We start from the raw sequence: 22,346 nt of genomic DNA on the forward strand, positions 1-22,346 counted from the left end.
TGGCGGCCATGGCCGACCTCGTCGCCGGCCAGATCGACATGATCTTCGACGGCCTCGGCACCTCGGCGCCGCAGGTCCTGGGCGGATCCATCCGCGGCATCGCGGTGGCGGCCCCGACGCGTAACCCGGCGACCCCGAACGTTCCGACGGCCGGCGAAAGCGGTCTGCAGAATTTCGACGTGTCGACCTGGTATGCGATCTTCGCACCGAAGAACACGCCGGCCCCGATCGTCGAGCGCATGCGCACGGAGATCCGCGCCGCGCTGCAGGTGCAGTCCATCAAGGACGCCTGGGCGCGCAACGGGTCGGACATCCCGACGCTCGAGGGCGAGGCCTTCGGCCGGTTCGTCTCCTCCGAGGTGCAGCGCTGGCGCAAGGTCGTCACCGATGCCGGCGTGAAGCTGGAGTGATCGGACACAGGCTCCGCGACCACGCGACCACCCACAAAGGCCCGCTAAGGCGGGCCTTTTCTTTTGAGACCTTGCCCCCTCACCCGGCCTCCGGCCGACCTCTCCCCGCCGGGGAGAGGTGAAGCCTGCCTCCATCATCGTGCCTGCCCCTATCGGGTCTCTGCCGCCTCCAGGCTCATCGCCAGGACGCGCGCCACGTGCACGGCCTCGCGGCCGGCACCGTCGGCGATCTGGTGGCGGCAGGAGGTGCCGTCGGCGACGATGAGGGCATCGTCCGGCGCCTTGCGGATGGCTGGAAGGAGCGACAGCTCCGCCATGGCGAGCGAGGCGTCGATGGTCTCGGCGTGATAGCCGAAGGCGCCGGCCATGCCGCAACAGGAGCTCTCCACCGTCTCGACCTCGAGCCCGGGGATGAGACGCAGCGTGCCCTCCACCGCGCCCATTGCGCCGAAAGCCTTCTGGTGGCAATGGCCATGCAGCACCGCCTTGGCCTTGAGTTCGCCGAGCGGCAGGGACAGGCGTCCGGCCTTGGCCTCGGCGGCGAGAAACTCTTCGAAGAGGACAGCGACCTTCGCCACGCCAGCCGCTTCCTCCGACTTCAGCAGCGCGGGGACCTCGTCCCGCAGCGAGAAGAGGCAGGAGGGTTCGAGGCCGATGACCGGCACGCCGCGCGCCGCGAAGGGCGACAGCGCCGCCACCAGCCGGTCAGCCTCGGCGCGGGCACGGTCGACCATGCCGGTGGCGAGATAGGTGCGCCCGCAGCACAGCGCCCGGCCACCGCCGACGGGCCTCGCGTGGTGGACGCGGTAGCCGGCACGGGTGAGGACGGTGACGGCGGCATCAAGGTTCTCGCGCTCGAAGGCGCGGTTGAACGTGTCGGCGAAGAGCACCACCTCGCGGCCGGCCTCCGGGCCCTCGGCCGCCGCCTGCGGCGCGAAGATGTCGGAACGCCAACGCGGCAGGGTGCGCCGCGCCGAGAACTGGGCGAACTTCTCCGACAGGGCTTTCAGAGCCGGCACGCGGTCGCGCAGGTTGAAGAGCCAGGGGGCCTTCGCGGCGAGCGGGGCGAAGCGCGGCAGATGGGCCACAAGCCGGTCGTGCAGCTTCGCGCCATAGAGGGCGTAACGCTGGGCCTTCACCTCGATCTTCATGCGCGCCATGTCGACGCCGGTGGGGCACTCGCGCTTGCAAGCCTTGCAGGAGACGCAGAGGGAAAGGCTCGCCTCCATTTCCGGGGCCAGCAGCGCGTCGGGGCCGAGCTGGCCGGTCATGGCGAGGCGCAGCGTGTTGGCGCGGCCGCGCGTCACGTGCTGCTCGTCGCGGGTGACGCGGTAGCTCGGGCACATGGCGCCGCCGTCGAGCTTCCGGCAGGTGCCGTTGTTGTTGCACATCTCGATGGCGCCGAGGAAACCCTGGCTGGCGCCGGGATAGTCCGACCAGTCGAGGGCCGGATTGATCTCGATGCCCTCATAGCCCGGCGGGTAGCGGAACAGTGTCCGGTCATCCATGGCGGGCGCGCGGGTGATCTTGCCGGGATTGAAGAGACCTTCGGGATCGAAGCGGTCCTTGACCTCCTCGAAGGCGCGCACCAGCCGCTCGCCGAACATCTCGCGGTGGAACTCGGAGCGGACGATGCCGTCGCCATGTTCGCCGGAATGCGAGCCCTTGTAGTGGCGGACGAGTTCGAAGGCCTGTTCGGCCATGGAGCGCATGCGCTTGGCATCGACATCCAGCTTCATGTTGAGGACCGGGCGGACATGCAGGCAGCCGACGGAGGCATGGGCATACCAGGTGCCCTCGGTGCCATGGGCGCGGAAGATCTCGGTGAGCCCCGCCGTATAGGCGGCGAGGTCGGGCAGCGGCACCGCGCAGTCCTCGACGAAGGAAACGGGCTTTCCCGCCTCCTTCATCGACATCATGATGTTGAGGCCCGACGAGCGCATCTCGGTGACGGCGGCCTGCCAGGCGGGCTCGGTGACCGGCACGACACCGCCGAAGCGGGCGCCCTCACCCTGCCAGATGAAGCCGAGGTCGCCCATCATCGCTTCGAGATCCCTGAGCTTCTGCAGGTTCTGGGCTTCCGTCTCCTCGGCGAACTCGACGACCAGCAGCGCGTCCGGATCGCCGCGCACCACCCGCTCCACCGTCGGACGGAACATGGCGATGTCGCGGGCAAGGCCGATCATCGTGCGGTCGACCAGTTCCACCGCGATGGGCTTCAGGGTGACGAGATGCTGGGCGGCGTCCATCGCTTCGTGGAACGAACCGAAATGGCAGATGCCGAAGACCTTCGGTCCGAGCAGCGGCCAGAGCTTGAGGTCGACCGCCGTGGTGAAGGCGAGCGTGCCCTCCGAGCCCACCAGGATATGCGCCATGTTGTTGGCGGCGCCCTTCGGCACCAGGGCGTCGAGATTGTAGCCGCCGACCCGGCGCTGCACCTTCGGATAGCGGGCCTCGACCTCCGCCGCCTCGCGCGTGCCGAGGGTGAGGAGGTCGCGGGTGAGGAGGTCGGCGTCGTTGCGCATCGCATCGTCGCGGGAGACCTCGCCGAACCAGCGGCGGGTGCCGTCGGCGAGCGCCGCCTCCACCTGGATGACATTGTCGCGCATCGTGCCGTAGCGCAGCGAGCGGCCGCCGCAGGAATTGTTGGCCGTCATGCCGCCGATGGTGGCGCGCGAGGCGGTGGAGACGTCGACCGGATACCAGAGCCCGTGTTTCTTGAGCTGGCGGTTGAAGTCGTCGAGGACGATGCCGGGCTCAACGCGCGCGGTGCGGCCGGCGACGTCGAGGTCGAGGATGCGGGTGAGGCGCTTAGAGCAGTCGACGACGAGCGACGAATTGACCGTCTGGCCGCACTGGGACGTGCCGCCGCCGCGCGGCAGGACCGTGACGCCTTCCTCGCGGGCCAGCGCCACGGCGCGGATGGCATCGTCCACCGTCTCCGGCACGACGGCCCCCACCGGCATGATCTGGTAGATCGAGGCGTCGGTGGCATAGCGGCCGCGCGAGAAGGCATCGAAGAGCACGTCGCCCCTGACCTCGGCGGCGAGGCGGCGCTGAAGCGGCGTGTCAGGCGTGTTGCTCATGTCGTTCATTGGATTGTGCCTTGCATCAGCCAAGTGCGTCCTTCGAGGCTCGCCGCCGGACGATGCAAACGCATCGCCCGGGCGAGCACCTCAGGATGAAGAGGGTTGATGACTGGCATCACCGGCATCCGGTCCGACACAGGTCTTGCCAGACACAACAACCCTCATCCTGAGGTGCGAGCGACAGCGAGCCTCGAAGGACGCAATGCCCGCGGTGCAGCCTCCCGCTTCGAACGAAGAGCCTGCGCTCCCCTTGACTTGCATTTTGCATTCATTATTCATTCTGGCAAGAGGCCGCGTCGGAGCGGTTCAACAATCACGCCGAGGAGATCCCCGATGGCCACCAATGCACCGCGCGTCGCCGGGCGGCATTTCCTGCAGATCCCCGGCCCCTCGCCGGTTCCGGAGCGCATTCTCAGCGCCATCGCGCGGCAGACGATCGACCATCGCGGCCCGGATTTCGGCAAGCTCGGCCTGCGCGTCCTTGACGGCATGCGCTCCATCTTCAAGACCCGCGGCGCCGTGGTGATCTATCCCGCCTCGGGCACCGGCGCCTGGGAGGCGGCGCTCGCCAACACGCTGTCGCCCGGCGACAAGGTGCTGATGGTCGAGACCGGCCATTTCGCCACGTTGTGGAAGACCATGGCCGGCAAGCTCGGCGTCGAGGCTGTGTTCATCCCCTCCGACTGGCGCGCTGGCGCCGATGTCGCCGCGATCGAGGCGGCGCTGCGCGAGGACAAGGGTCATACGTTCAAGGCGGTCTGCGTCGTCCACAACGAGACCTCCACCGGCGCGACGTCGCGCATCGACGAGGTCCGCAAGGCCATCGATGCCGCCGGCCACCCGGCGCTGCTGATGGTCGACACGATCTCATCGCTGGCCTCGGTCGACTACCGCCATGACGAATGGGGCGTCGACGTCACCGTCGCCGGCTCGCAGAAGGGCCTGATGCTGCCCCCCGGCCTGTCCTTCAACGCCGTGTCAGAGAAGGCGCTGGCGGCCTCGAAGGCCTCGCGCCTGCCGAAGAGCTTCTGGGGCTGGGAGGAGATGATCGCCTCCGGCAAGTCCGGCTACTTCCCCTATACGCCGGCGACAAACCTGCTCTACGGCCTCGACGAGGCGATCCTGATGCTGCACGAGGAAGGCCTCGACGCCGTCTTCGCCCGCCATCTCCGCCACGGCGAGGCGACGCGCCGGGCGGTCGCGGCCTGGGGTCTGGAGAATCTCTGCACCAATCCCAAGCACTTCTCCCCTGTTCTCACCGCCGTCGTCATGCCGGAGGGCCATGATGCCGACCGGCTGCGCTCGGTGATCCTCGATACCTTCGACATGTCGCTCGGCACCGGCCTGTCGAAGGTGGCGAAGAAGGTGTTCCGCATTGGCCATCTCGGCGACATCAACGATCTGACGCTGATCGGCACGCTCGGCGGCGTCGAGATGGGCCTCGGTCTTGCCGGCGTGCCGCACAAGTCCGGTGGCGTGACGGCCGCCATGGCCTATCTGGCCGATACCAAGCGCGAGGGCAGCGCCAAGGCGGCGTGATGGCCAGCGAACCCTCTCCCCTTGCGGGAGAGGGTGGCTGCGGAGCAGCCGGATGAGGGGTTTCACGCGGAGGAGGAGGTCGGCATGTGGCAGCACAGGACAGTCGGACATGGCCCCCTCACCCGCCGCCTGACGGCGGCACCCTCTCCCACGAGGGGAGAGGGTTTTGGAGGGATGCGCCCATGAACGAGCATCCGCTGATCGCCCGCCGCTCGCTGGCGACCGAACTCACGGGCCGCCTGCGCGACATGATCGTCGAGGGCACGCTGAAGGCCGGCGACAAGATCTCCGAGCCCGACCTCTGCGACCTGTTCGGCGTCTCGCGCACACCGCTGCGCGAAGCGCTGAAGGTGCTCGCCGCCGAGGGCCTCGTGGATCTCACCCCGAACCGCGGCAGCCGGGTCGCCCGCATCGCCCCCGAGGCGGTGGAGGAGCTCTTCCCCATCATGGGCGTGCTGGAGGCGCTGGCCGGGGAGCTTGCCTGCGCCCGTCTCGACGCCGACGACCTCGCCCGGCTGGAGGCGATGCATGCCGAGATGGTCGGCCACTGGCGACGCGGCGAATGGGTGCCCTATTCCGGACTCAACCGGCGCATCCATGAGGAGATCTTCCGCATCGCCGGCAATGCGACACTGGCCGGTCTCTATCAGAACCTGATGGTGCGCATCCATGCGGTGCGCTTCGTCGCCCGCAAGACGCCGGAGCGCTGGGCCGAGGCGATCGAGGACCACGAGCGGATGATGGCGGCGCTGAGGGCCCGCGACGGCGCGGCGCTGTCGGGCCTGATGCGGGAGCACCTGCGCCACAAGGCCGACGTGGTCCACGAGGCGCTGCGCCAGCTCGGAGCGCCCGAGCAGGGCTGATCCGCTGCCACCTGCCCTCGCCATCCCGCCGCAAATGCCTATCTTGAGCGACCCTGACCCCGGCCCTTGAACCCGGATGATCCGATGACGCTGTTCTCCATCCTCGACCTCGCACCCGTCCCGGAAGGCTCGACGCCCGGGGACGCGCTGCGCAACACGATCGATCTCGCCGGCCATGCCGACCGGCTCGGCTACAACCGCTACTGGCTCGCCGAGCACCACAACATGACCGGCATCGCCAGCGCGGCGACCGCCGTCGTGATCGGCCAGGTGGCGGCTGCCACCCGCCGCATCCGTGTCGGCGCGGGCGGCATCATGCTGCCGAACCATGCGCCCATGGTGATCGCCGAGCAGTTCGGCACGCTGGAGAGCCTGTTCCCCGGCCGCATCGATCTCGGGCTCGGCCGCGCGCCCGGCACCGACCAGCGCACCATGCGGGCGCTGCGCGTCGATCCGATGGAATCCGACAACTTCCCCCAGGACGTGCTGGAGCTGCAGGCCTTCCTCGCCCCCGCCCAGCCGGGCCAGGCGATCCAGGCGGTGCCCGGCGCCGGCACAGAGGTGCCGCTGTGGATCCTCGGCTCTTCCACCTTCGGCGCGCAGCTCGCGGCGATGCTGGGATTGCCTTACGCCTTCGCCTCGCATTTTGCCCCCGATGCGCTGATGCAGGCGCTCACCATCTACCGGGCGAAGTTCACGCCCTCCGAGCAGCAAGCGACGTCCTATGCCATGGCCGGCTGCAACGTCTTCCTGGCGCCCACCGACGAGGAGGCGCGCCACCTCTTTACCTCGGCCCAGCAGCGCGCCGCCGGCATCTTCCGCGGCGTGCGCGGCCTGCTGCCGCCGCCGATCGACGACATCGAGAGCTTCTGGAGCCCGATGGAGAAGGCGCAGGCCTCGCGCATGCTGCAGTTCTCCTTCGTCGGCTCGCCGGAGACGGTCAGGCGCGGGCTCGACCAGTTCATCACCCAGACCGGGGTGGACGAGCTGATGGTGGCTTCCGCCATCCACGACCACGGCAAGCGCGTGCGGTCCTACGAGATGCTGGCGGAGGTGGCGCAATCGCTGCAAGGCAAGGCCGCCGCGGCGTGAGCTGAAAGCCCCACCCGTACCCTCCCCGCTCGCGCGGGGAGGGGGACCACGACGTCCCTTCCGATCCTCCACCGGACCGCCTCGCCCCGCCGCGCAAAGGAGGGCGCGTCGCCTCTTCCCCCTCCCCGCGGAAACGGGGAGGGCCGGGGTGGGGCCTTCACTTCAAAGCCCGCATTGGACCTTTCCCAGCCGCCGAGCGCTTGATGTCCACCATGACCTATCGCCCCTCCACCGCCCACGCCGACCTCGGCCCCAGCTTCTACGACGTCGTCGCGCCGGCAGCGTTTCCGCAGCATGTCCTGCGCTTCCGCAACCAGCGCTGGGCGGAGGCGGTCGGCCTCGGCGGGCTGACCGACGACCAGTGGATCGCCCATTTCGGCCGGTTCGAGCCCCTGCCGGACAACCTGCCGGCGCCGCTGGCCCTGCGCTATCACGGCCACCAGTTCCGCTCCTACAATCCCGATATCGGCGACGGGCGCGGCTTCCTCGCCGGCCAGCTGATCGACGGCGAGGGGCGCCTCCTCGACCTCGGCACCAAGGGCTCGGGGCGGACGCCCTATTCGCGCTCCGGCGACGGGCGGCTGACCCTGAAGGGCGGCGTGCGCGAGGTTCTGGCCTCCTCGCTGCTGGAGGCCTATGGCGTCTATACCTCGAAGACCTTCTCGCTGATCGAGACGGGCGAGGACCTGATGCGCGGCGACGAGCCCTCACCGACCCGGTCCGCGGTCATGGTGCGGCTGTCGCATAGCCATGTCCGCTTCGGCACCTTCCAGCGCTGCCTCGCCTATAACGACGCGGCCGGCATCGCCGCCCTGGTCAGCCATTCCATCCGGCACTACCACCTGCAGGCGGCCCGTGGCGGCGTCATGGCCGAGGAGGCCCCGGCCCTGCTCGCCGCCGTCGCCGCGGCCTCCGGCGCCCTCGTCGGTGAATGGATGGCAGCGGGCTTTGTCCACGGCGTGCTCAACACCGACAACATGGTCGTCACCGGGGAAAGCTTCGACTATGGACCCTGGCGTTTCCTGCCGCGGTACGAGCCTGGATTCACTGCCGCCTATTTCGACCAGACCGGCCTCTATGCCTTCGGCCGCCAGCCCGGGGCCGTCGCCTGGAACCTCGAGCGCTTCGCCGAATGCCTGACGCTGGTGGCGCCGGTGGCGGCGCTGGAGGATGCGCTGCGCGGCTATGCCGGCGCCTTCCATGCCGGCCTCCGGCGGGCGCTCTGCGCGCGGCTCGGCCTCAAGGCGGTAGACGCCGAGGCCGACGACGAACTCGCCGCCGCCTTCTTCCAGTTCCTGCTGAAGTCGCAGGCGCCCTTCGAACGCACGGTGTTCGACTGGCATGGCGGCCTGGCGCGGCGCGCCTTCGCCATGGCCGGGCCGCAGGCCGCGTTCTACGTGGGCGCGGATTTCGCCCGGCTTGAGGCGGCGCTGGGAGCCCATGAACCTGTGGCCGCCTCGGCGGCGGCCCGCACCTATTTCGAAGGCGAGGGGCCGGCGACGCTGCTGATCGAGGAGGTCGAGGCCCTCTGGGCGCCGATCGCCGAGCGCGACGACTGGAGCCTCTTCACCGCCAAGCTTGACCAGATCGACCGGGCACGCGAGGCTCACGCTATCGCACCACGGCGCTAGTCACAGACGCCGCCATCACAGGGAGACGGCCTTGAGCGAGACGGACGCGAGGGCCTTTCTCTCCTATGCCCAGAACCGCGAGGACTACCACCTCTCGCTGCTGCTCGCCGACGTTGCGGAGGGCTTCTATGTGGATGTCGGCGGCGGCCATGCCATCGCCGACAATGTCTCCTTCTGGTTCTACGAGCGCGGCTGGCGCGGCATTGTGGTGGAGCCACAGGCGGAGATCGCGCGCGCCTATGGGCGTGTCCGCCCGCGCGATGTCGTCGCCGAGGCGCTCTGCGGCCGGACCGAAGGCGAGGCCGACTTCTTCCAGGCCGACCGCTTCCACGGGCTGTCGACGACACTCGCCCAGCACGCCGAGACCGCCGCGGCGGCGGGCGTCACATCGTCGCGCCTGCGCCGCCCGATGACGACGCTGGCGGCGCTCTGCGCGGCCCATGCGCCGGACCGCATCGATTTCCTCAAGGTGGATGTCGAGGGCGCCGAGGCAGACGTCCTCGCCGGTAACGACTGGGAGCGCTTTCGCCCCCGCGTCGTGGTGATGGAGGCCGTGGCGCCCTGGACCATGGCCGACCGCTCGGAGGACTTCGCGCCGATCCTCGCCGCGGCCGGCTATCGCGACGTCTTCTTCGACGGCCTCAACCGCTTCTACCTGCGCGAGGAGGATGCAGGCCTCGCCGCGCGGCTGCCGCGCGAGGCGGCGCCCTGGGACGCCATGCGCCACCTCGGCGAATATGGGCCGGCCCATATCGACCCGGCCCATCCCGATCACGGGCTGGCGATCCGCCTCGATCCCGCGATCTTCGCCCGGCTCAACGCCCTCGAACCGGAAGCGCTCACCGCGCTCCTGCCGGCGGGCGTGCCGCACGACTGCCCGACGACGCGGTTCGCGCTCGGCCGCATCGCCACCCTGTTCGACGGCGGCTATGTCGTCGAGGAGGTCAGCCCCTGAGCCGCGACACCAGGGACCAGGCCAGCGGCATGAGGGCGGCGCCAAGCGCCGTCTTGACAAGCGTGCCGAGGGCGAAGGGCCAGAGGCCGGCGGCCAGCAGCTTCTCGCCGTAGCCGGTGAAGGTGCCGAGCCAGAGCAGGCCGGGCACGAAGACGATCACATTGGCGAGCGCCATGGCGGCGAGGATCTTCGGCCAGGCCTTGTCCCAGCCGCGGTCGGCGGCCGCGCCGATGATCGCCGCCATGACCAGGAAGCCCGCGAGGAAGCCGCCGGTCGGACCGAGGAAGGGCGCGATGCCGGTGGTCATGCCGGCGAAGACCGGCGCGCCGAGCAGGCCGGCGGCGAGATAGGCGCCGACCGTCGCCACGCCGAGGCGGAGGCCGTAGGCAGCGGCGACCACCGAGATGGCCAGCGTCTGCAGCGTCAGGGGAACCGGCCAGAAGGGGATGCTCGCCTTGGCGCCGAGGGTGATCAGGCAGACGCCCGCGCCGACGAGGAGGGCGGGCCGCAGCAGGGCGAGGCGGCGGGTCGGACGGGAAGGCCAGAGGGTCGCGGCAATGGTCGCGTGATACATGTGAACTATGTCCTGATGGGAGCTATGCCGTTGGGTCAACTTGTCATTTGGTCGCCGACGTGATGGCCTGCGGGACTTACCCCGCGGTGCGGGACATCCGCAAGAGACCCCCCGCTCCCCGATTTGGCAGAGGCATGATGGCCGAGGACATTCCCTTCGAGCGCGAGGATGCGGCGGTGCCCGGCCGGCCGGAGCAGCTCTCGCCGCTGATCCGCCGGATCCTCTGCGACAATCCCGGCCCCTTCACCTTCAAGGGGACCGTGACCTATGTGGTGGGCACCGGCCGCGTCGCCATCATCGATCCCGGTCCGGACGATCCGCGCCATGTCGCCGCGCTGCTTGAGGCGGTGAAGGGCGAGACCGTGGAGGCGATCCTCGTCACCCACACCCATCGTGACCATTCGCCCGCCACCGCCGCGATCAAGGCGGCGACCGGCGCGCCGGTCTATGCGGAGGGGCCGCACCGCGCCGCCCGGGAGCTCAATCTCGGCGAGATCAATGTGCTCGACGCGTCCGGCGACAAGGATTTCCGGCCGGACACGGCGCTGAAGGACGGCGACGTCGTCTCCGGCATGGGCTGGACGCTGGAGGCGGTGTTCACCCCCGGCCATACCGCGAACCACATGGCCTTCGCGCTGCGCGAGGAAGAGACGCTGTTCTCCGGCGATCACGTCATGGCCTGGTCGACGTCCATCGTCGCGCCCCCGGATGGGTCGATGGGCGACTTCATGGCCTCGCTCGACAGGCTCAGGGCGCGCGAGGAGCGGCTGTTCTGGCCCGGCCATGGCGGTGCGGTGAAGGAACCGGCGAAATTCATGCGGGCGCTGTCCCACCATCGCCGGCTGCGCGAAGCCGCGATCCTCAAGCGGCTGGCAAGCGGCGACCGGTCGATCCCCGACATCGTCGCGGCCATCTATGAGGGCCTCGACCCGCGGCTGAAGAGCGCGGCGGGGCTCTCGGTCTTCGCCCATCTCGAGGACCTGGTGGACAAGGGCCTGGCGACCAGCGACGGCGCGCCCGTGTTGACGGGAGAGTTCCGGCCGGCGTGAAGGATGGCGGTGGGGTACGAGGCTCGGAAAGCCCCACCCTCACCCTTCCCTTGTCGCTCCGCTCCAAGGAGAGGGGGACTACGGCGTCGCACTCCGTCCGGCTTCGGCGGCGCCAGGCACGACGGCGGAAGACTAGCGGGACGCGGTCGTCCCCCTCTCCTCGCGCAGCACGGGGAGGGTGCGGGTGGGGCCTCTTGTTCCCATCAACACATCACCATGGAAGCAGAACCCGGCATCCAGTCCCTCACACGAAGTCGAGCGGCAGGGCGGTGACCTCCTTGATCTCCTCCATGACGAAGCTCGCCGACACGTCCTGCATCTCGATCCTGGCGGTCAGCTTCTTGTAAAGGCGATCATAGGCGGCGACGTTCGGCACCCGGGCATGGAGGATGTAGTCGATCTCGCCGGCGGTCCGGTAGACGCCGAGCAGTTCGGGAATGTCCTGGACGGCGGCATGGAACCGCGCCGCCCAGTCGCCGTCATGCCGGCTGGTGCGCACGGCGATGAAGACGGTCAGCTCGAGATTGAGCTTCGCCGCGTCGGCTAGCACGACGCGGGCGCGGATGATGCCCTCGTCCTCCAGCCGCTTCAGCCGCCGCCAGCAGGCGTTGCGCGACAGGTTCACCTTCTCGGCGAGCTGCTCCATGGACAGGCTGGCATCGTGCTGGACGAGTCGCAGCAGGGCCTTGTCGATGGAATCGAGCGTCGGGACAGGGGATGCCATCCCGGGATCCTAGCGTGTCGTGCAACGTTGTCCACATGGTACGCCAAATTCGTCGAACGATTGGGACATCATCCCAGCGGAGACAGTCTAATCTGGCGGGCAATATCGCCGTCCCGCCCGCCGCGCTGGAGCCCCCCCGATGATCGAACGTGCCAAGACCGCCTTCCTCGCCCATCCCCATGCGGTCAACGAGAGCTATTTCGAACATATGGGCGCGGCGCTGCGCTATTCCGGCACCTTCGCCTTCTGCGCCTTCTGCGCCCTGGTCCATGCCTTCCTGCCCTTCCTGTTCGAGAAGACGGCCTCGACCATCGTCAAGAAGATGGTCGCCGACATGAATGCCCGCATGGCGCCGCAGGGCCAGGTCGCCCCGGGACCGCAGGCAGCCGAATAACAGGGCTTTTCCCGGCGCCGGTTCTGGCTTATCGCGGCAGCCTTGATGCCGGAGCCCTGCCATGTCCCTGAGCGACCCCGTCCTCGTCGAAGTCCTGCGCGGCGACAGCGTCGAATGCGCCCACCGCGGCGCGGCGGTCGTCTGCGACGCGGCGGGTCGGGTCGTGTTCTCCATCGGCGACGTCGAGCGCGCCATCTATCCGCGCTCCGCCATCAAGGTCCTCCAGGCGCTGCCGCTGGTCGAGAGCGGCGCCGCCGACCGCTACGGCTTCGGCGCGGCCGAACTGGCGCTGGCCTGCTCGTCCCATGGCGGTGAGGAACGGCACGTGGCGACAGCCGCCGGCATGCTGGCCAAGGCCGGGCGCGGCGAGCCCGATCTCGAATGCGGCACCCACTGGCCCTCAGGGGCGGCGGCGACCCATGCCCTCGCCCGTTCGGGCGGCAAGCCCTCGGCCCTGCACAACAACTGCTCGGGCAAACATGCCGGCTTCGTCTGTTTCGCCTGCGCGGAGGGTATCGATGTGCGCGGCTATGTCGGCATCGACCACAAGGTCCAGCGCTTCGTGGCCGAGGCGGTGGGCGAGGTCACCGGCCACCGCCTCGATGCCGAGACCGCGGTCGGCACCGATGGCTGCTCCATCCCGACCTTCGCCATTCCCCTGACGAAGCTTGCCCATGGCTTCGCCAAGGTCGCCAGCGGCGCGGGCGTCGGCCCGGAACGCGCCAAGGCCTTCGCGCGGCTCAGGGCGGCCTGCGCCGCCGAGCCCTTCATGGTGGCGGGGTCCGGCCGGTTCTGCACCGACGTCATGGGGCTCCTTGGGGCACGGGCCTTCGTCAAGACCGGGGCCGAAGGCGTGTTCTGCGCCGCCCTGCCCGAACAGGGGCTCGGAATCGCGCTGAAATGCGCCGACGGCGCCTCGCGCGCGAGCGAGGTGATCATGGCCACGCTGCTCCAGAAACTGCTGCCCATGGACGAGGCAGTGGCTGCCAAATTCGGCCGCTTCGTCAGGCCGGTCATGAAGAACTGGAACGGCACCACCGTCGGCGGCCTGCGCCCGACCTTTTCATAACGTCTTGATATAGCGTCCCCTTTTTTCCTCCCCCCAGCGTCGCCGCGACGGCTGCGCGCAGTTCGAAGAAATTCCAAAAAAGCCTCTTGCCAGCCCGACGGGACGCGGTATCGTTCGCTTACGAATGATCTTCCGAAAAACAAAAAACGGAAGTCTCGGTCAGAGGTGGAACGGGCGGTCCCCGCCGCCCGCATCTGAGGGGAGATTGTCATGACGAAGCTTGATCTGTCGCGTCGCACCGTCGTCGGGGGCCTTGCCGCCACCGGTGTCGCCATGACCGCCGGCACCGGTTCCGCCCAGGGCGCACCGGTCAAGGTGGGTGAACTGAATTCCTACAGCCGCATGGCCGCCTTCGCCGTGCCCTATCGCAACGGCATGCAGCTCGCCGTCGAGCAGATCAACGCCGCCGGCGGCCTTGCTGGCCTCGGCGGCCGTCCGCTGGAAATCATCTACCGCGACGACGGCGCCACCCCGGGCGATGCCGTTCGCGTCGCCGAGGAACTCGTGACCCGCGAGAACGTCACGTTCATCGCCGGCGCCTTCCTGTCGAATGTCGGTCTCGCGCTCGCCGACTTCGCCAACCAGAAGAAGGTGCTCTATCTCGCCACCGAGCCCCTGACCGACGCGCTGACCATGGGCAGCGGCAATCCCTTCACGTTCCGCGTCCGTCCCGGCACCTATATGCAGACCAAGATGCTGGTCGATGCCGCCAAGTCCAAGGGCGTCAAGCGCTGGGCCGTGGTGGCACCGAACTACGAATATGGCCAGTCGGCCGTCGCCGCCTTCAAGCGCCTCATGGGCGCCGCGGTGCCGGGCTTCGAGGTGGTCGCCGAGCAGTTCCCGGCGCTCGGCCGCGTCGATGCAGGTGCCACCGTCGGGGCGCTGGCCCAGAGCCGTCCGGACGGCATCTTCAACGTGCTGTTCGGCGCCGACCTCACCGCCTTCGTGCGCGAGGGCAACACGCGCGGCCTGTTCGAGCGCCGCACGGTCGTCAGCCTCCTCACCGGCGAGCCCGAATATCTCCTGCCGCTCGGCGACGAGACGCCGGACGGCTGGATCGTCACCGGCTACCCGCCGGAGCAGGTCGACACGCATGGCCACCAGGCCTTCGTCACCGCCTACAAGGCGAAGTTCAACGACACGCCACGCCTCGGCTCGGTGCTCGGCTATGTCGTGCCCTTCATGATCCGCGACATGTTCAACAAGTCGCGGTCCACCGATACGGCGGCGATGATGGAGGCCTTCAAGGGCCTGACGACGCAGACCGTCTGCGGCCCCGTCACCATGCGCGCCATCGACCAGCAGTCGACGCTCGGCGCCTGGGTCGGCGAGACGACGCTGAAGGGCAAGCTGCCGACCATGAAGAACTTCCGCTATGTCGACGGCGCCGACGTGATGTTCCCCGAGGCCGAGGTGCGCGCCGCGCGCCGGACCTGACGGCACGACCGTCGCACTCCGCATGAATGTCCCGGGCCGACGCGCCCGGGACCCGTCCCCCCGATGGGTCGCGCCACGCCGCGACCCTGCTCAGATCGCTCGCGCCGAGAGCCCCCACGCCGATGGACTTTTCCTTCTTCGTCATCCAGGCCCTGTCGGGATTGGCCAGCGCCTCGGCGCTGTTCGTCATCGCATCCGGCCTGACGATCGTCTTCGGCGTGACCCGGATCGTGAATTTCGCGCACGGCTCGTTCTACATGCTCGGCGCCTATATGGCGGTGACCATCGTGCCATGGCTGCTTGAGTTTGACCGTTCGCCGACGCTGTTCTTCGTCGGCGTCCTGGCCTCGGCCATGGTGGTCGGCGTCCTCGGCGTCATCATGGAGGTGGTTCTGCTGCGCCGTATCTACCGGGTGCCGGAACTGTTCCAGTTGCTCGCCACCTTCGGCGTCGTGCTGATCGTCCAGGACGTGGTGCTGAAGATCTGGGGGCCGGTGGACATTACCGGGCCGCGCGCGCCCGGCATGCGGCACGGCGTCGAGATTCTTGGCCAGCGCTTTCCTGCCTATGAACTGTTCCTGATCTTCGTCGGCCCGGCGGTGCTCGGCGCCCTCCTCCTCATCATGCACAAGACGCGCTTCGGCGTGCTGATCCGTGCCGCGACGCAGGACCGTGAGATGGTCGGAGCGCTCGGCGTCAACCAGGCCATGCTGTTCACCGGCACGCTGTTCCTCGGCGCCTTCCTGGCCGGCCTCGGCGGGGCGCTGCAGATCCCGCGCCTGCCGGCCAATACCGGCATGGACCTCTCCATCATCACCGAGGCCTTCGTCGTTACTGTCATCGGCGGCATGGGCTCGGTGCCCGGCGCCTTCATCGCCGCGCTGATCATCAAGATGCTGGAGGCCTTCGGCATCCTCATCTTCCCGAAGATCACGCTGGTGCTCGTCTTCCTGCTCATGGCGGTGGTGCTGGTGGTCAAGCCCTGGGGCCTGATGGGCAAGCCGGAGGTCGCCTCGGGCCGCGCCGTGCTCCCCGAGGGCATCCTCAATCTCAAGGGCTTCTCCCGGAACGAGACCGTGGTCTGGGTGGTGCTGACCCTCGCGCTGCTGCTGGTGCCCATTCTCGGCGACACCTACAAGGTGAAGGTCGGCATCGAGATCATGGTCTTCGCGCTTGCCGCCTTCTCGCTGAACCTGCTCATCGGCAATGGCGGCATCGTCTCCTTCGGCCATGCCGCCTATTTCGGGGTCGGCGCCTATGCGGCGGGCCTGCTCGTCACCGGGCCGCTCAAGGCACCGATGGAACTGGCGCTGGTTGCGGCGCCGCTGGCCGGCGGACTCGCGGCAGCGCTGTTCGGCTATTTCATCGTCCGCCTTCACGGCATCTACCTCGCCATGCTGACCCTCGCCTTCGCCCAGATCACCTATGCCATCTTCTTCCAGTGGGTGGAGGTCACCGGGGGTGACAACGGCGTCGTCGGTGTCTGGCCGTCGCGCTGGGCGGCCACCCGCGAAGTCTATTTCTACGTCGTCGCCGTGCTCGCCCTGACGAGCATCGTGGCGCTCCGGCACCTGTTCTACACGCCCTTCGGCTATACGCTGCGCGCGGCCCGCGACAGCGCCAACCGGGCGGACGCCATCGGCATCGACGTGAAGACCCATCGCTGGCTCGCCTTCATCGTCGCCGGCGCGGCGGCGGGCCTCGCCGGCGGGCTCTATTCCTTCTCCAAGGGCTCGATCGACCCGACGATGATCTCCATCGCCATGTCCATCGACTTCCTGATGATGATCCTCACCGGTGGCATCCAGACGGTGATGGGCCCGCTCGTCGGCACCGCGGTCTTCCACTCGGTGAAGGACTTCTTCATGCCGCTCACCGACTTCTGGCGCTTCTTCCTCGGCGTCTCGATCATCGCCATCGTGCTGATCTTCCCGAAGGGCGTGGTCGGCGCCCTCGAGGGTCTGCGCGAACGGATGGGACGCCGCGCACCATCTCCCACCACCCCGCCGGCGGTCGCCAGGGAGACCGCGTGATGCAGCCGCTCCTGACCGTTACCGGCCTCGAAAAACGCTTCGGCGGCGTCACCGCGGGCAAGGACGTCACCTTCAGCCTCGCGGCGGGCGAAATGCTCGCCATCATCGGTCCGAACGGGGCCGGCAAGTCGACCACCTTCAACATGGTCGGCGGCCAGTTGAAGCCCGATGCCGGGTCCATCGTGCTGGCTGGCCAGGACATCACCGGCAAGCCGCCACGCGAGATCTGGCGCCTCGGGGTCGGCCGTACGTTCCAGATCGCGCAGACCTTCATCTCGATGAGCGTGGTCGAGAACGTGCAGATGGCACTGATCTCGCATCACGGCCAGACGCGCTCGGTCAAAGAGGCCGCCACCCGGCTGCACCGTGAAGCCGCCCTCGGCTTCCTCGGCCGCGTCGGCATGGCCGACATGGCGGAACGGCCGGTCAACGAACTGGCCTATGGCGACGTCAAACGGGTCGAGCTCGCCATCGCGCTCGCGTCCGAGCCCAAGCTCCTGCTCATGGACGAGCCCACCGCCGGCATGGCGCCGAAGGAGCGCACGGCGCTGATGCAGCTGACCTCCGACATCGCCCGAGCCCACGGCATCGGCGTCCTTTTCACCGAGCACGACATGGATTCGGTCTTCGGCCATGCCGACCGCATCCTCGTGCTGGTACGCGGCGAGATCATCGCCACCGGGACGCCCGACGAGGTGCGCTCCAACCAGCGCGTCAAGCAGGTCTATCTCGGCGAGGCGGGTTCGCAGGCCGCCCTGAAGGCGCGCCGGCAGGCCGCGGAGGTGCACTGATGTCGCGTTTCAGGAAATGCCCCACCCGCACCCTCCCCTCGTCGCTCCGCTCTGAGGAGAGGGGGACTTCCACGTCCCGCTTCGTCGCTGCGGTCGGGCAAGGCACGACGCATAAGGCGGGCAGCCACGTCGTAGCCCCCCTCTCCGCGCGCCAGCTCGGGGTGGGTGCGGGTGGGGCCTTGCGTGGCCTGGCCCGCGGGAGGACGCACTGATGTCCGCAGCACCCTCCGCCTCCATCCTGGAGACCCGCGGTATCGCCGCCGCCTACGGCCATGCCCAGGTGCTGTTCGGCGTCGACATCACGCTGCGCGCCGGCGAGGTCGTGGCGCTGATGGGCCGTAACGGCGCCGGCAAGTCGACAACGTTGAAGGCGATCATGGGCGTCGTGCCGCCGCATGCCGGAACGGTCAGTTTCGAGGGCCAGGACGTGACGGGCTGGCAGCCCTACCGGATCGCCCGTCTCGGCCTCGGCTATGTGCCAGAGGACCGGCGAATCTTCACCGACCTGACCGTGTTCGAGAACCTCGAGGTCGGCCGGAAGGCGGCGGCGGGCGCGCCGGGCAAGGAGCCCTGGTCCCTCGACCGGCTCTTCGCCATTTTTCCCAACCTCGCAGAAATGAAGGGACGCCGCGCCTCGGCCATGTCGGGCGGCGAGCAGCAGATGCTGACCATCGCCCGTACGCTGATGGGCAATCCGCATGCCGTGCTGCTGGACGAGCCCTCCGAGGGCCTCGCGCCCGTCATCGTCGAGCAGATGGCCGATGCCGTCCTCGCCATGAAGGCGCAGGGCATCGCCGTGCTGCTGTCGGAACAGAACCTCTATTTCGCCTCCGCCGTGTCGGACCGCGCCTATGTCATCGAGAAGGGCGCCATCCGCTACGAGGGGACGACGGAGGACCTCGAGGGCAACGACGAGATCAGGGAAGCCTATCTCAGCGTGTGAAACCGACCCCCGGACGGCGTGGCCCCGACCGCACCGTTCGTAGACGAATGAAAAGGACGACATTGTGAGGCGCGTTGCCGGCATCGACGTTGGAGGCACTTTCACCGACCTGCTCCTGACCGAGCAGGACGGCGCGGGCGTGACCGTGAAGCTCGCCAAGGTGCCGACCAGCATCGCCAACCAGGCGGTGGGAGTGGTCAAGGCCATCGAGGCGGCGGGCGTCAGCCCGGCTGATCTCGATCTCATCATCCACGGCACGACGGCCACCACCAATGCGGTGCTGGAGCGCAAGGTGGCCAAGGTCGGCCTGATCACGACGGACGGCTTCCGCGACACTCTCGAACTCGGACGGCGCACCCGGCCGAAGGCCTATGGCATGACCGGCACCTTCGAGCCGCTGATCGAGCGGCCGTTCCGCCGTGAGGTGCCTGAGCGCATGAATGCGCAGGGTCAGGTGGTGACGCCGCTCGACGAGACCGCCGTGAAGCGGGAGGCCGAGGCTCTGGCCGCGGCGGGCTGCGAGGCCATCGTGGTGCACTTCCTGCATTCCTACGCCAATCCCGCCCATGAACTGCGCGCCGGGGAGATCGTCCGCAGCGTCTGGCCGAACAGCTATGTGACGCTGGGCCATGAACTCCTGTCGGAATATCGCGAATACGAGCGCGGCACGACGGCGAGCGTCAACGCCGCGGTGCAGCCGATCCTCGACCGCTATGTGCAGCGGCTGCAGGCGGATCTCTCGGCCAAGGGCTTTTCCCGCGACCTTCTGGTGATGAACGGCAATGGCGGCACGGTGCCGGCGACGCTGGTGGCGCGCGAGGCGGCGAAGACGGTGATGTCGGGCCCCGCCTCCGGCGTCATGGCGGCGGCGGCGACGCTGGCCCAGTCCGGCCTCACCAATGCCATCACCTATGACATGGGTGGCACTTCCACCGACGTGGCGCTGATCCATGGCGGCGTGCCGGAAGTCTCGGCGGAGCTGACCATCGACTATGGCCTGCCGATCCACCTGCCCATGGTGGACGTGCGCACGGTCGGCGCCGGCGGCGGCTCCATCGCCTCGGTGAACGTCGCGGGGATGCTGCAGGTCGGGCCGCATTCGGCCGGTTCGGAGCCCGGACCGATCTGTTATGGGCGGGGTGGAGCCCGTCCGACGATCACTGACGCCAACCTCATCCTCGGCCGGCTCGATCCCGACCGGCTCACCGCCGTGCAGGGCAAGGTCTCCCTCGACGACATCCGCGCCATCTTCGCGCGCGACCTGGCGCAGCCGCTGGGCATGAGCGTCGAGGAGGCGGCGTCCGCCGTCATCCGCCTCGGCAATGTCCACATGTCCGGCGCCATCCGCATGGTGTCGCTGTCGCGCGGCTACGACCCGCGCGACTTCGTGCTCTTCGCCTTCGGCGGCGCCGGGCCGCTCCATGCGGTGGCGCTGGCGCGCGAGCTCGGGCTCCCCGAGGTTCTCGTACCGGCGCGACCGGGCCTGACCAATGCGCTGGGCTGCCTCGTCGCCGACCTGCGCCAGGACCGGGTCAACACCGTCAACAAGCCGCTCGACCAGACCGACATGGACGAGGTGAAGCGGCTGATGACGGCACAGCGCGACAGCGCCCTCGCCGTGGTCGAGGAGGAGAAGGCGGAGATCGAGGAGACGCTGGTCATCCACGGCGCCGACATGCAGTTCCGCGGCCAGACACACCTGATCCGCGTGCCGCTGGCCTCGCCCGACGTCACGCGCGAGGCGATCCAGGCGGCCTTCGAGGCGGCCTATTTCCACCGGTTCCAGGTGCGGCTGCCGGAAATCCGCGCCGTGCTGGTCAATCTCGTGACCTCCGTCATCGGCCGGCGCCGCCCCTTCCCACTCTCCGCCCTGCTCGATCCCACCGCACGCGCGGCGACGGTCGAGGGCGCCGTGATCGGCGAGCGGCAGGTCCATGCCGACGGGCGCTGGTGGGATGCCAAGGTCTATTCGCGCGACGCGCTGCCGATCGGCACCGTGGTGGCCGGCCCGGCCGTCATCCAGCAGATCGACGCCACCACGGTGATCGAGCCGGGCGCGGGCGCGAACGTCGACGCCATCGGCAATCTGAGGGTCAGGGCATGAGCATGGTCTTCGCCGTCCTGTCCGCCACGGCATGCCCCACCCGCACCCTCCCCTTGTCGCTTCGTTCCAAGGAGAGGGGGGCTACGGCCGCTCACTCCGCTTGGCAGTGGTTGCGCCAGGCACGACCGATGATGCCCTGGCGCGCGGTCGAAGTCCCCCTCTCCTCGCGCGAGCGAGGGGAGGGTGCGGGTGGGGCCTTCTCACCTCGGAGCATCGTCCGATGAGCTCTCCTGTTCCCATCGACGCGCTGACGCTGGCCGTCATCCAGGCCGGCCTGCAGCAGGTCTGCAACGAGATGGACATCGCCTTCTCGCGCTCGGCCTTCTCGCCCGTCATCGCCGAGGCGGACGACCGCGCCGACGGCATCTATGACCGCGACACGGGCGCGCTGATCAGCCAGGGCGAGTTCGGCCTGCCGGTCTTCGTCGGCACGATGCAGCACTCGACCGGCCACATCATCCGCCTCATCGGCGAGGGAAAGGTGGGCCGCCCCGAACCGGGCGACATCTACATCGTCAACGACCCCTATCTCGGCGGCACGCACCTCATGGACGTGCGCTTCGCCAAGCCGGTCTTCGTCGACGGCGCGCTGTTCTGCTGGCTGCAGAACACCGGCCACTGGCCCGATATCGGCGGCATGGTACCGGGCGGCTTCTCCGCCCATGCAACGGAAGTCGAGCAGGAGGGGCTGCGGCTGCCGCCGGTGAAGCTGTTCAAGCGCGGCGAGATGGATCAGGAGATCTTCGCGATCATCTGCTCCAACATCCGCATCGCCGACCAGCGCATCGGCGACATCAAGGCACAGGCGGCGGCGCTGCTGGTGGGCGAAGACAGGCTGATGGACCTCGTCGCGAAATACGGCACGGCGACGCTGGACGAGGCGATCCGGCAGATCCGCGCCCGTTCCGCCGAGCGCATGCGCGCGGAGATCCGCGCCATTCCCGACGGCGTCTACGAGGCCGAGAGTTTTGTCGACTCGGACGGCGTCGTGAACGAGCCGCTGCGGATCGCGCTGACCCTGACCAAGGCCGGCGAGACGATGCAGTTCGATTTCTCCGGGTCATCGCCGCCCTGCCAGGGGCCGATGAACTCGGTCTTCGCCACCACATGCTCGTCGGTCTATCTCGGCGTGAAGCACATTTTCCCCGAGGTGCCGATCAATTCGGGGGCCTTCGAGCCGCTGACCGTGCTGAAGCCCGAGGGCACGTTCCTCGACGCGCAATATCCGCGCCCCGTCTCGGGCTGCGCGGCGGAGGTCTCGCAGCGGATCGCGGAAGCCGTGTTCCTCGCGCTCGTCCAGGCCATTCCCGACAAGGTGACAGCGGCGCCCGCCGGCACCTCGGGCAACTTCGCCCTCGGCGGCTTCGACCCGGCCAAGAACGCCGGCTACGTCATGTACCAGATCACCGGCGGCGGCTATGGCGGCAATGCCGGCCATGACGGCCTGACCAATGGCTGTTCGACCATCGGTATTTCCAAGACGGCGCCAGTGGAGGTGATGGAGCAATACTATCCCGTGCTGTTCCGCCGCTTCGCGCTGCGCGAGGGCTCGGGCGGCGCGGGCAAGACACGTGGCGGCTTCGGCGTGCATTACGAGGTGGAACTGCTGCGCGGCGAGGCGCGCGCCTCCTTCGTCATGGATCACGGTC

Annotated in this window: 18 protein-coding genes; 15 read left to right on the forward strand and 3 right to left on the reverse strand. The window is 68.8% G+C overall.

Annotated features, from left to right (window positions below):
* On the forward strand, positions 1 to 410 hold a 410-nt coding region (locus tag Q8O26_RS02275; protein WP_305573062.1), incomplete at its 5' end, for a tripartite tricarboxylate transporter substrate binding protein.
* 149 nt (positions 411 to 559) lie between these two features.
* Here the strand turns inward: Q8O26_RS02275 and Q8O26_RS02280 are convergent.
* A complete protein-coding gene (locus Q8O26_RS02280; RefSeq protein ID WP_305573064.1) occupies positions 560 to 3,496 on the reverse strand; it encodes an FAD-binding and (Fe-S)-binding domain-containing protein in 2,937 nt (978 codons plus the stop codon).
* Between the two features lie 336 nt (positions 3,497 to 3,832).
* Between Q8O26_RS02280 and Q8O26_RS02285 the strand changes: the two genes are divergently transcribed.
* From Q8O26_RS02285 to Q8O26_RS02305, 5 genes are all read left to right on the forward strand, one after another.
* Positions 3,833 to 5,038, forward strand: a complete 1,206-nt coding sequence (locus tag Q8O26_RS02285) for an alanine--glyoxylate aminotransferase family protein (RefSeq protein WP_305573066.1) — start codon at positions 3,833 to 3,835, stop codon at positions 5,036 to 5,038.
* A 182-nt stretch (positions 5,039 to 5,220) separates the two neighbouring features.
* Positions 5,221 to 5,901 carry a GntR family transcriptional regulator gene (locus Q8O26_RS02290; RefSeq protein ID WP_305573068.1) on the forward strand — a complete coding sequence of 227 codons (681 nt, stop codon included), beginning with the start codon at positions 5,221 to 5,223 and terminating at the stop codon, positions 5,899 to 5,901.
* Between the two features lie 84 nt (positions 5,902 to 5,985).
* Positions 5,986 to 6,993, forward strand: coding sequence for an LLM class flavin-dependent oxidoreductase (locus Q8O26_RS02295; RefSeq protein ID WP_305573070.1), 1,008 nt, complete (start codon positions 5,986 to 5,988; stop codon positions 6,991 to 6,993).
* A gap of 203 nt (positions 6,994 to 7,196) precedes the next feature.
* A complete protein-coding gene (locus Q8O26_RS02300) occupies positions 7,197 to 8,624 on the forward strand; it encodes a protein adenylyltransferase SelO family protein (protein WP_305573072.1) in 1,428 nt (475 codons plus the stop codon).
* Positions 8,625 to 8,655: 31 nt separating this feature from the next.
* On the forward strand, positions 8,656 to 9,579 hold the full coding sequence (locus tag Q8O26_RS02305; RefSeq protein ID WP_305573074.1) for an FkbM family methyltransferase: 924 nt from the start codon (positions 8,656 to 8,658) through the stop codon (positions 9,577 to 9,579).
* On the opposite strand, the gene Q8O26_RS02310 is transcribed toward Q8O26_RS02305, so the two are convergent.
* Complete coding sequence (locus tag Q8O26_RS02310; protein WP_305573076.1) at positions 9,569 to 10,153, reverse strand: biotin transporter BioY; 585 nt, start codon at positions 10,151 to 10,153, stop codon at positions 9,569 to 9,571. The two genes, Q8O26_RS02305 and Q8O26_RS02310, sit on opposite strands and share 11 nt — an antisense overlap.
* A 137-nt stretch (positions 10,154 to 10,290) precedes the next feature.
* Between Q8O26_RS02310 and Q8O26_RS02315 the strand changes: the two genes are divergently transcribed.
* Complete coding sequence (locus Q8O26_RS02315) at positions 10,291 to 11,202, forward strand: MBL fold metallo-hydrolase (protein ID WP_305573078.1); 912 nt, start codon at positions 10,291 to 10,293, stop codon at positions 11,200 to 11,202.
* 244 nt (positions 11,203 to 11,446) lie between these two features.
* Here Q8O26_RS02315 and Q8O26_RS02320 read toward each other — a convergent pair whose 3' ends face one another.
* On the reverse strand, positions 11,447 to 11,926 hold the full coding sequence (locus Q8O26_RS02320; RefSeq protein ID WP_305573080.1) for an Lrp/AsnC family transcriptional regulator: 480 nt from the start codon (positions 11,924 to 11,926) through the stop codon (positions 11,447 to 11,449).
* A 139-nt stretch (positions 11,927 to 12,065) separates the two neighbouring features.
* On the opposite strand from Q8O26_RS02320, the gene Q8O26_RS02325 reads away from it, so the two are divergent.
* The 8 genes from Q8O26_RS02325 to Q8O26_RS02360 all read left to right on the forward strand — a co-directional run.
* Positions 12,066 to 12,320, forward strand: coding sequence for a DUF6356 family protein (locus tag Q8O26_RS02325; RefSeq protein WP_305573081.1), 255 nt, complete (start codon positions 12,066 to 12,068; stop codon positions 12,318 to 12,320).
* 61 nt (positions 12,321 to 12,381) lie between these two features.
* Positions 12,382 to 13,389, forward strand: coding sequence for an asparaginase (locus Q8O26_RS02330; protein WP_305573083.1), 1,008 nt, complete (start codon positions 12,382 to 12,384; stop codon positions 13,387 to 13,389).
* Positions 13,390 to 13,599: 210 nt separating this feature from the next.
* Positions 13,600 to 14,826, forward strand: coding sequence for an ABC transporter substrate-binding protein (locus Q8O26_RS02335; RefSeq protein ID WP_305573085.1), 1,227 nt, complete (start codon positions 13,600 to 13,602; stop codon positions 14,824 to 14,826).
* A 122-nt stretch (positions 14,827 to 14,948) separates the two neighbouring features.
* Entirely contained in the window at positions 14,949 to 16,859 is a 1,911-nt protein-coding gene (locus Q8O26_RS02340) for an ABC transporter permease (protein ID WP_305573087.1), read from the forward strand.
* Positions 16,859 to 17,650: an ABC transporter ATP-binding protein gene (locus tag Q8O26_RS02345; protein ID WP_305573089.1), complete on the forward strand. Its 792-nt coding sequence runs from the start codon at positions 16,859 to 16,861 to the stop codon at positions 17,648 to 17,650. Before Q8O26_RS02340 ends, Q8O26_RS02345 begins: the two co-directional genes overlap by 1 nt.
* Before the next feature lie 211 nt (positions 17,651 to 17,861).
* The gene (locus Q8O26_RS02350; RefSeq protein ID WP_305573091.1) at positions 17,862 to 18,593 is read left to right on the forward strand and encodes an ABC transporter ATP-binding protein; all 732 of its coding nucleotides are present in this window, start codon (positions 17,862 to 17,864) and stop codon (positions 18,591 to 18,593) included.
* A gap of 64 nt (positions 18,594 to 18,657) precedes the next feature.
* Entirely contained in the window at positions 18,658 to 20,697 is a 2,040-nt protein-coding gene (locus tag Q8O26_RS02355) for a hydantoinase/oxoprolinase family protein (protein WP_305573093.1), read from the forward strand.
* A gap of 220 nt (positions 20,698 to 20,917) precedes the next feature.
* On the forward strand, positions 20,918 to 22,346 hold a 1,429-nt coding region (locus tag Q8O26_RS02360), incomplete at its 3' end, for a hydantoinase B/oxoprolinase family protein (RefSeq protein WP_305573095.1).

Origin of the sequence: Phreatobacter sp. (assembly GCF_030691135.1) — a bacterium.
GTDB lineage: Bacteria > Pseudomonadota > Alphaproteobacteria > Rhizobiales > Phreatobacteraceae > Phreatobacter.

What these genes read in the sequence shown, in the direction of transcription:
- Q8O26_RS02295 (WP_305573070.1), top strand. Translation starts at nt 5,986, where the DNA reads ATGACGCTGTTCTCCATCCTCGACCTCGCACCCGTCCCGGAAGGCTCG.
- Q8O26_RS02350 (WP_305573091.1), top strand. Translation starts at nt 17,862, where the DNA reads ATGTCCGCAGCACCCTCCGCCTCCATCCTGGAGACCCGCGGTATCGCC.
- Q8O26_RS02320 (WP_305573080.1), bottom strand. Translation starts at nt 11,926, where the DNA reads ATGGCATCCCCTGTCCCGACGCTCGATTCCATCGACAAGGCCCTGCTG.
- Q8O26_RS02285 (WP_305573066.1), top strand. Translation starts at nt 3,833, where the DNA reads ATGGCCACCAATGCACCGCGCGTCGCCGGGCGGCATTTCCTGCAGATC.
- Q8O26_RS02290 (WP_305573068.1), top strand. Translation starts at nt 5,221, where the DNA reads ATGAACGAGCATCCGCTGATCGCCCGCCGCTCGCTGGCGACCGAACTC.
- Q8O26_RS02335 (WP_305573085.1), top strand. Translation starts at nt 13,600, where the DNA reads ATGACGAAGCTTGATCTGTCGCGTCGCACCGTCGTCGGGGGCCTTGCC.
- Q8O26_RS02315 (WP_305573078.1), top strand. Translation starts at nt 10,291, where the DNA reads ATGGCCGAGGACATTCCCTTCGAGCGCGAGGATGCGGCGGTGCCCGGC.
- Q8O26_RS02300 (WP_305573072.1), top strand. Translation starts at nt 7,197, where the DNA reads ATGTCCACCATGACCTATCGCCCCTCCACCGCCCACGCCGACCTCGGC.
- Q8O26_RS02280 (WP_305573064.1), bottom strand. Translation starts at nt 3,496, where the DNA reads ATGAGCAACACGCCTGACACGCCGCTTCAGCGCCGCCTCGCCGCCGAG.
- Q8O26_RS02340 (WP_305573087.1), top strand. Translation starts at nt 14,949, where the DNA reads ATGGACTTTTCCTTCTTCGTCATCCAGGCCCTGTCGGGATTGGCCAGC.
- Q8O26_RS02345 (WP_305573089.1), top strand. Translation starts at nt 16,859, where the DNA reads ATGCAGCCGCTCCTGACCGTTACCGGCCTCGAAAAACGCTTCGGCGGC.
- Q8O26_RS02325 (WP_305573081.1), top strand. Translation starts at nt 12,066, where the DNA reads ATGATCGAACGTGCCAAGACCGCCTTCCTCGCCCATCCCCATGCGGTC.
- Q8O26_RS02330 (WP_305573083.1), top strand. Translation starts at nt 12,382, where the DNA reads ATGTCCCTGAGCGACCCCGTCCTCGTCGAAGTCCTGCGCGGCGACAGC.
- Q8O26_RS02310 (WP_305573076.1), bottom strand. Translation starts at nt 10,153, where the DNA reads ATGTATCACGCGACCATTGCCGCGACCCTCTGGCCTTCCCGTCCGACC.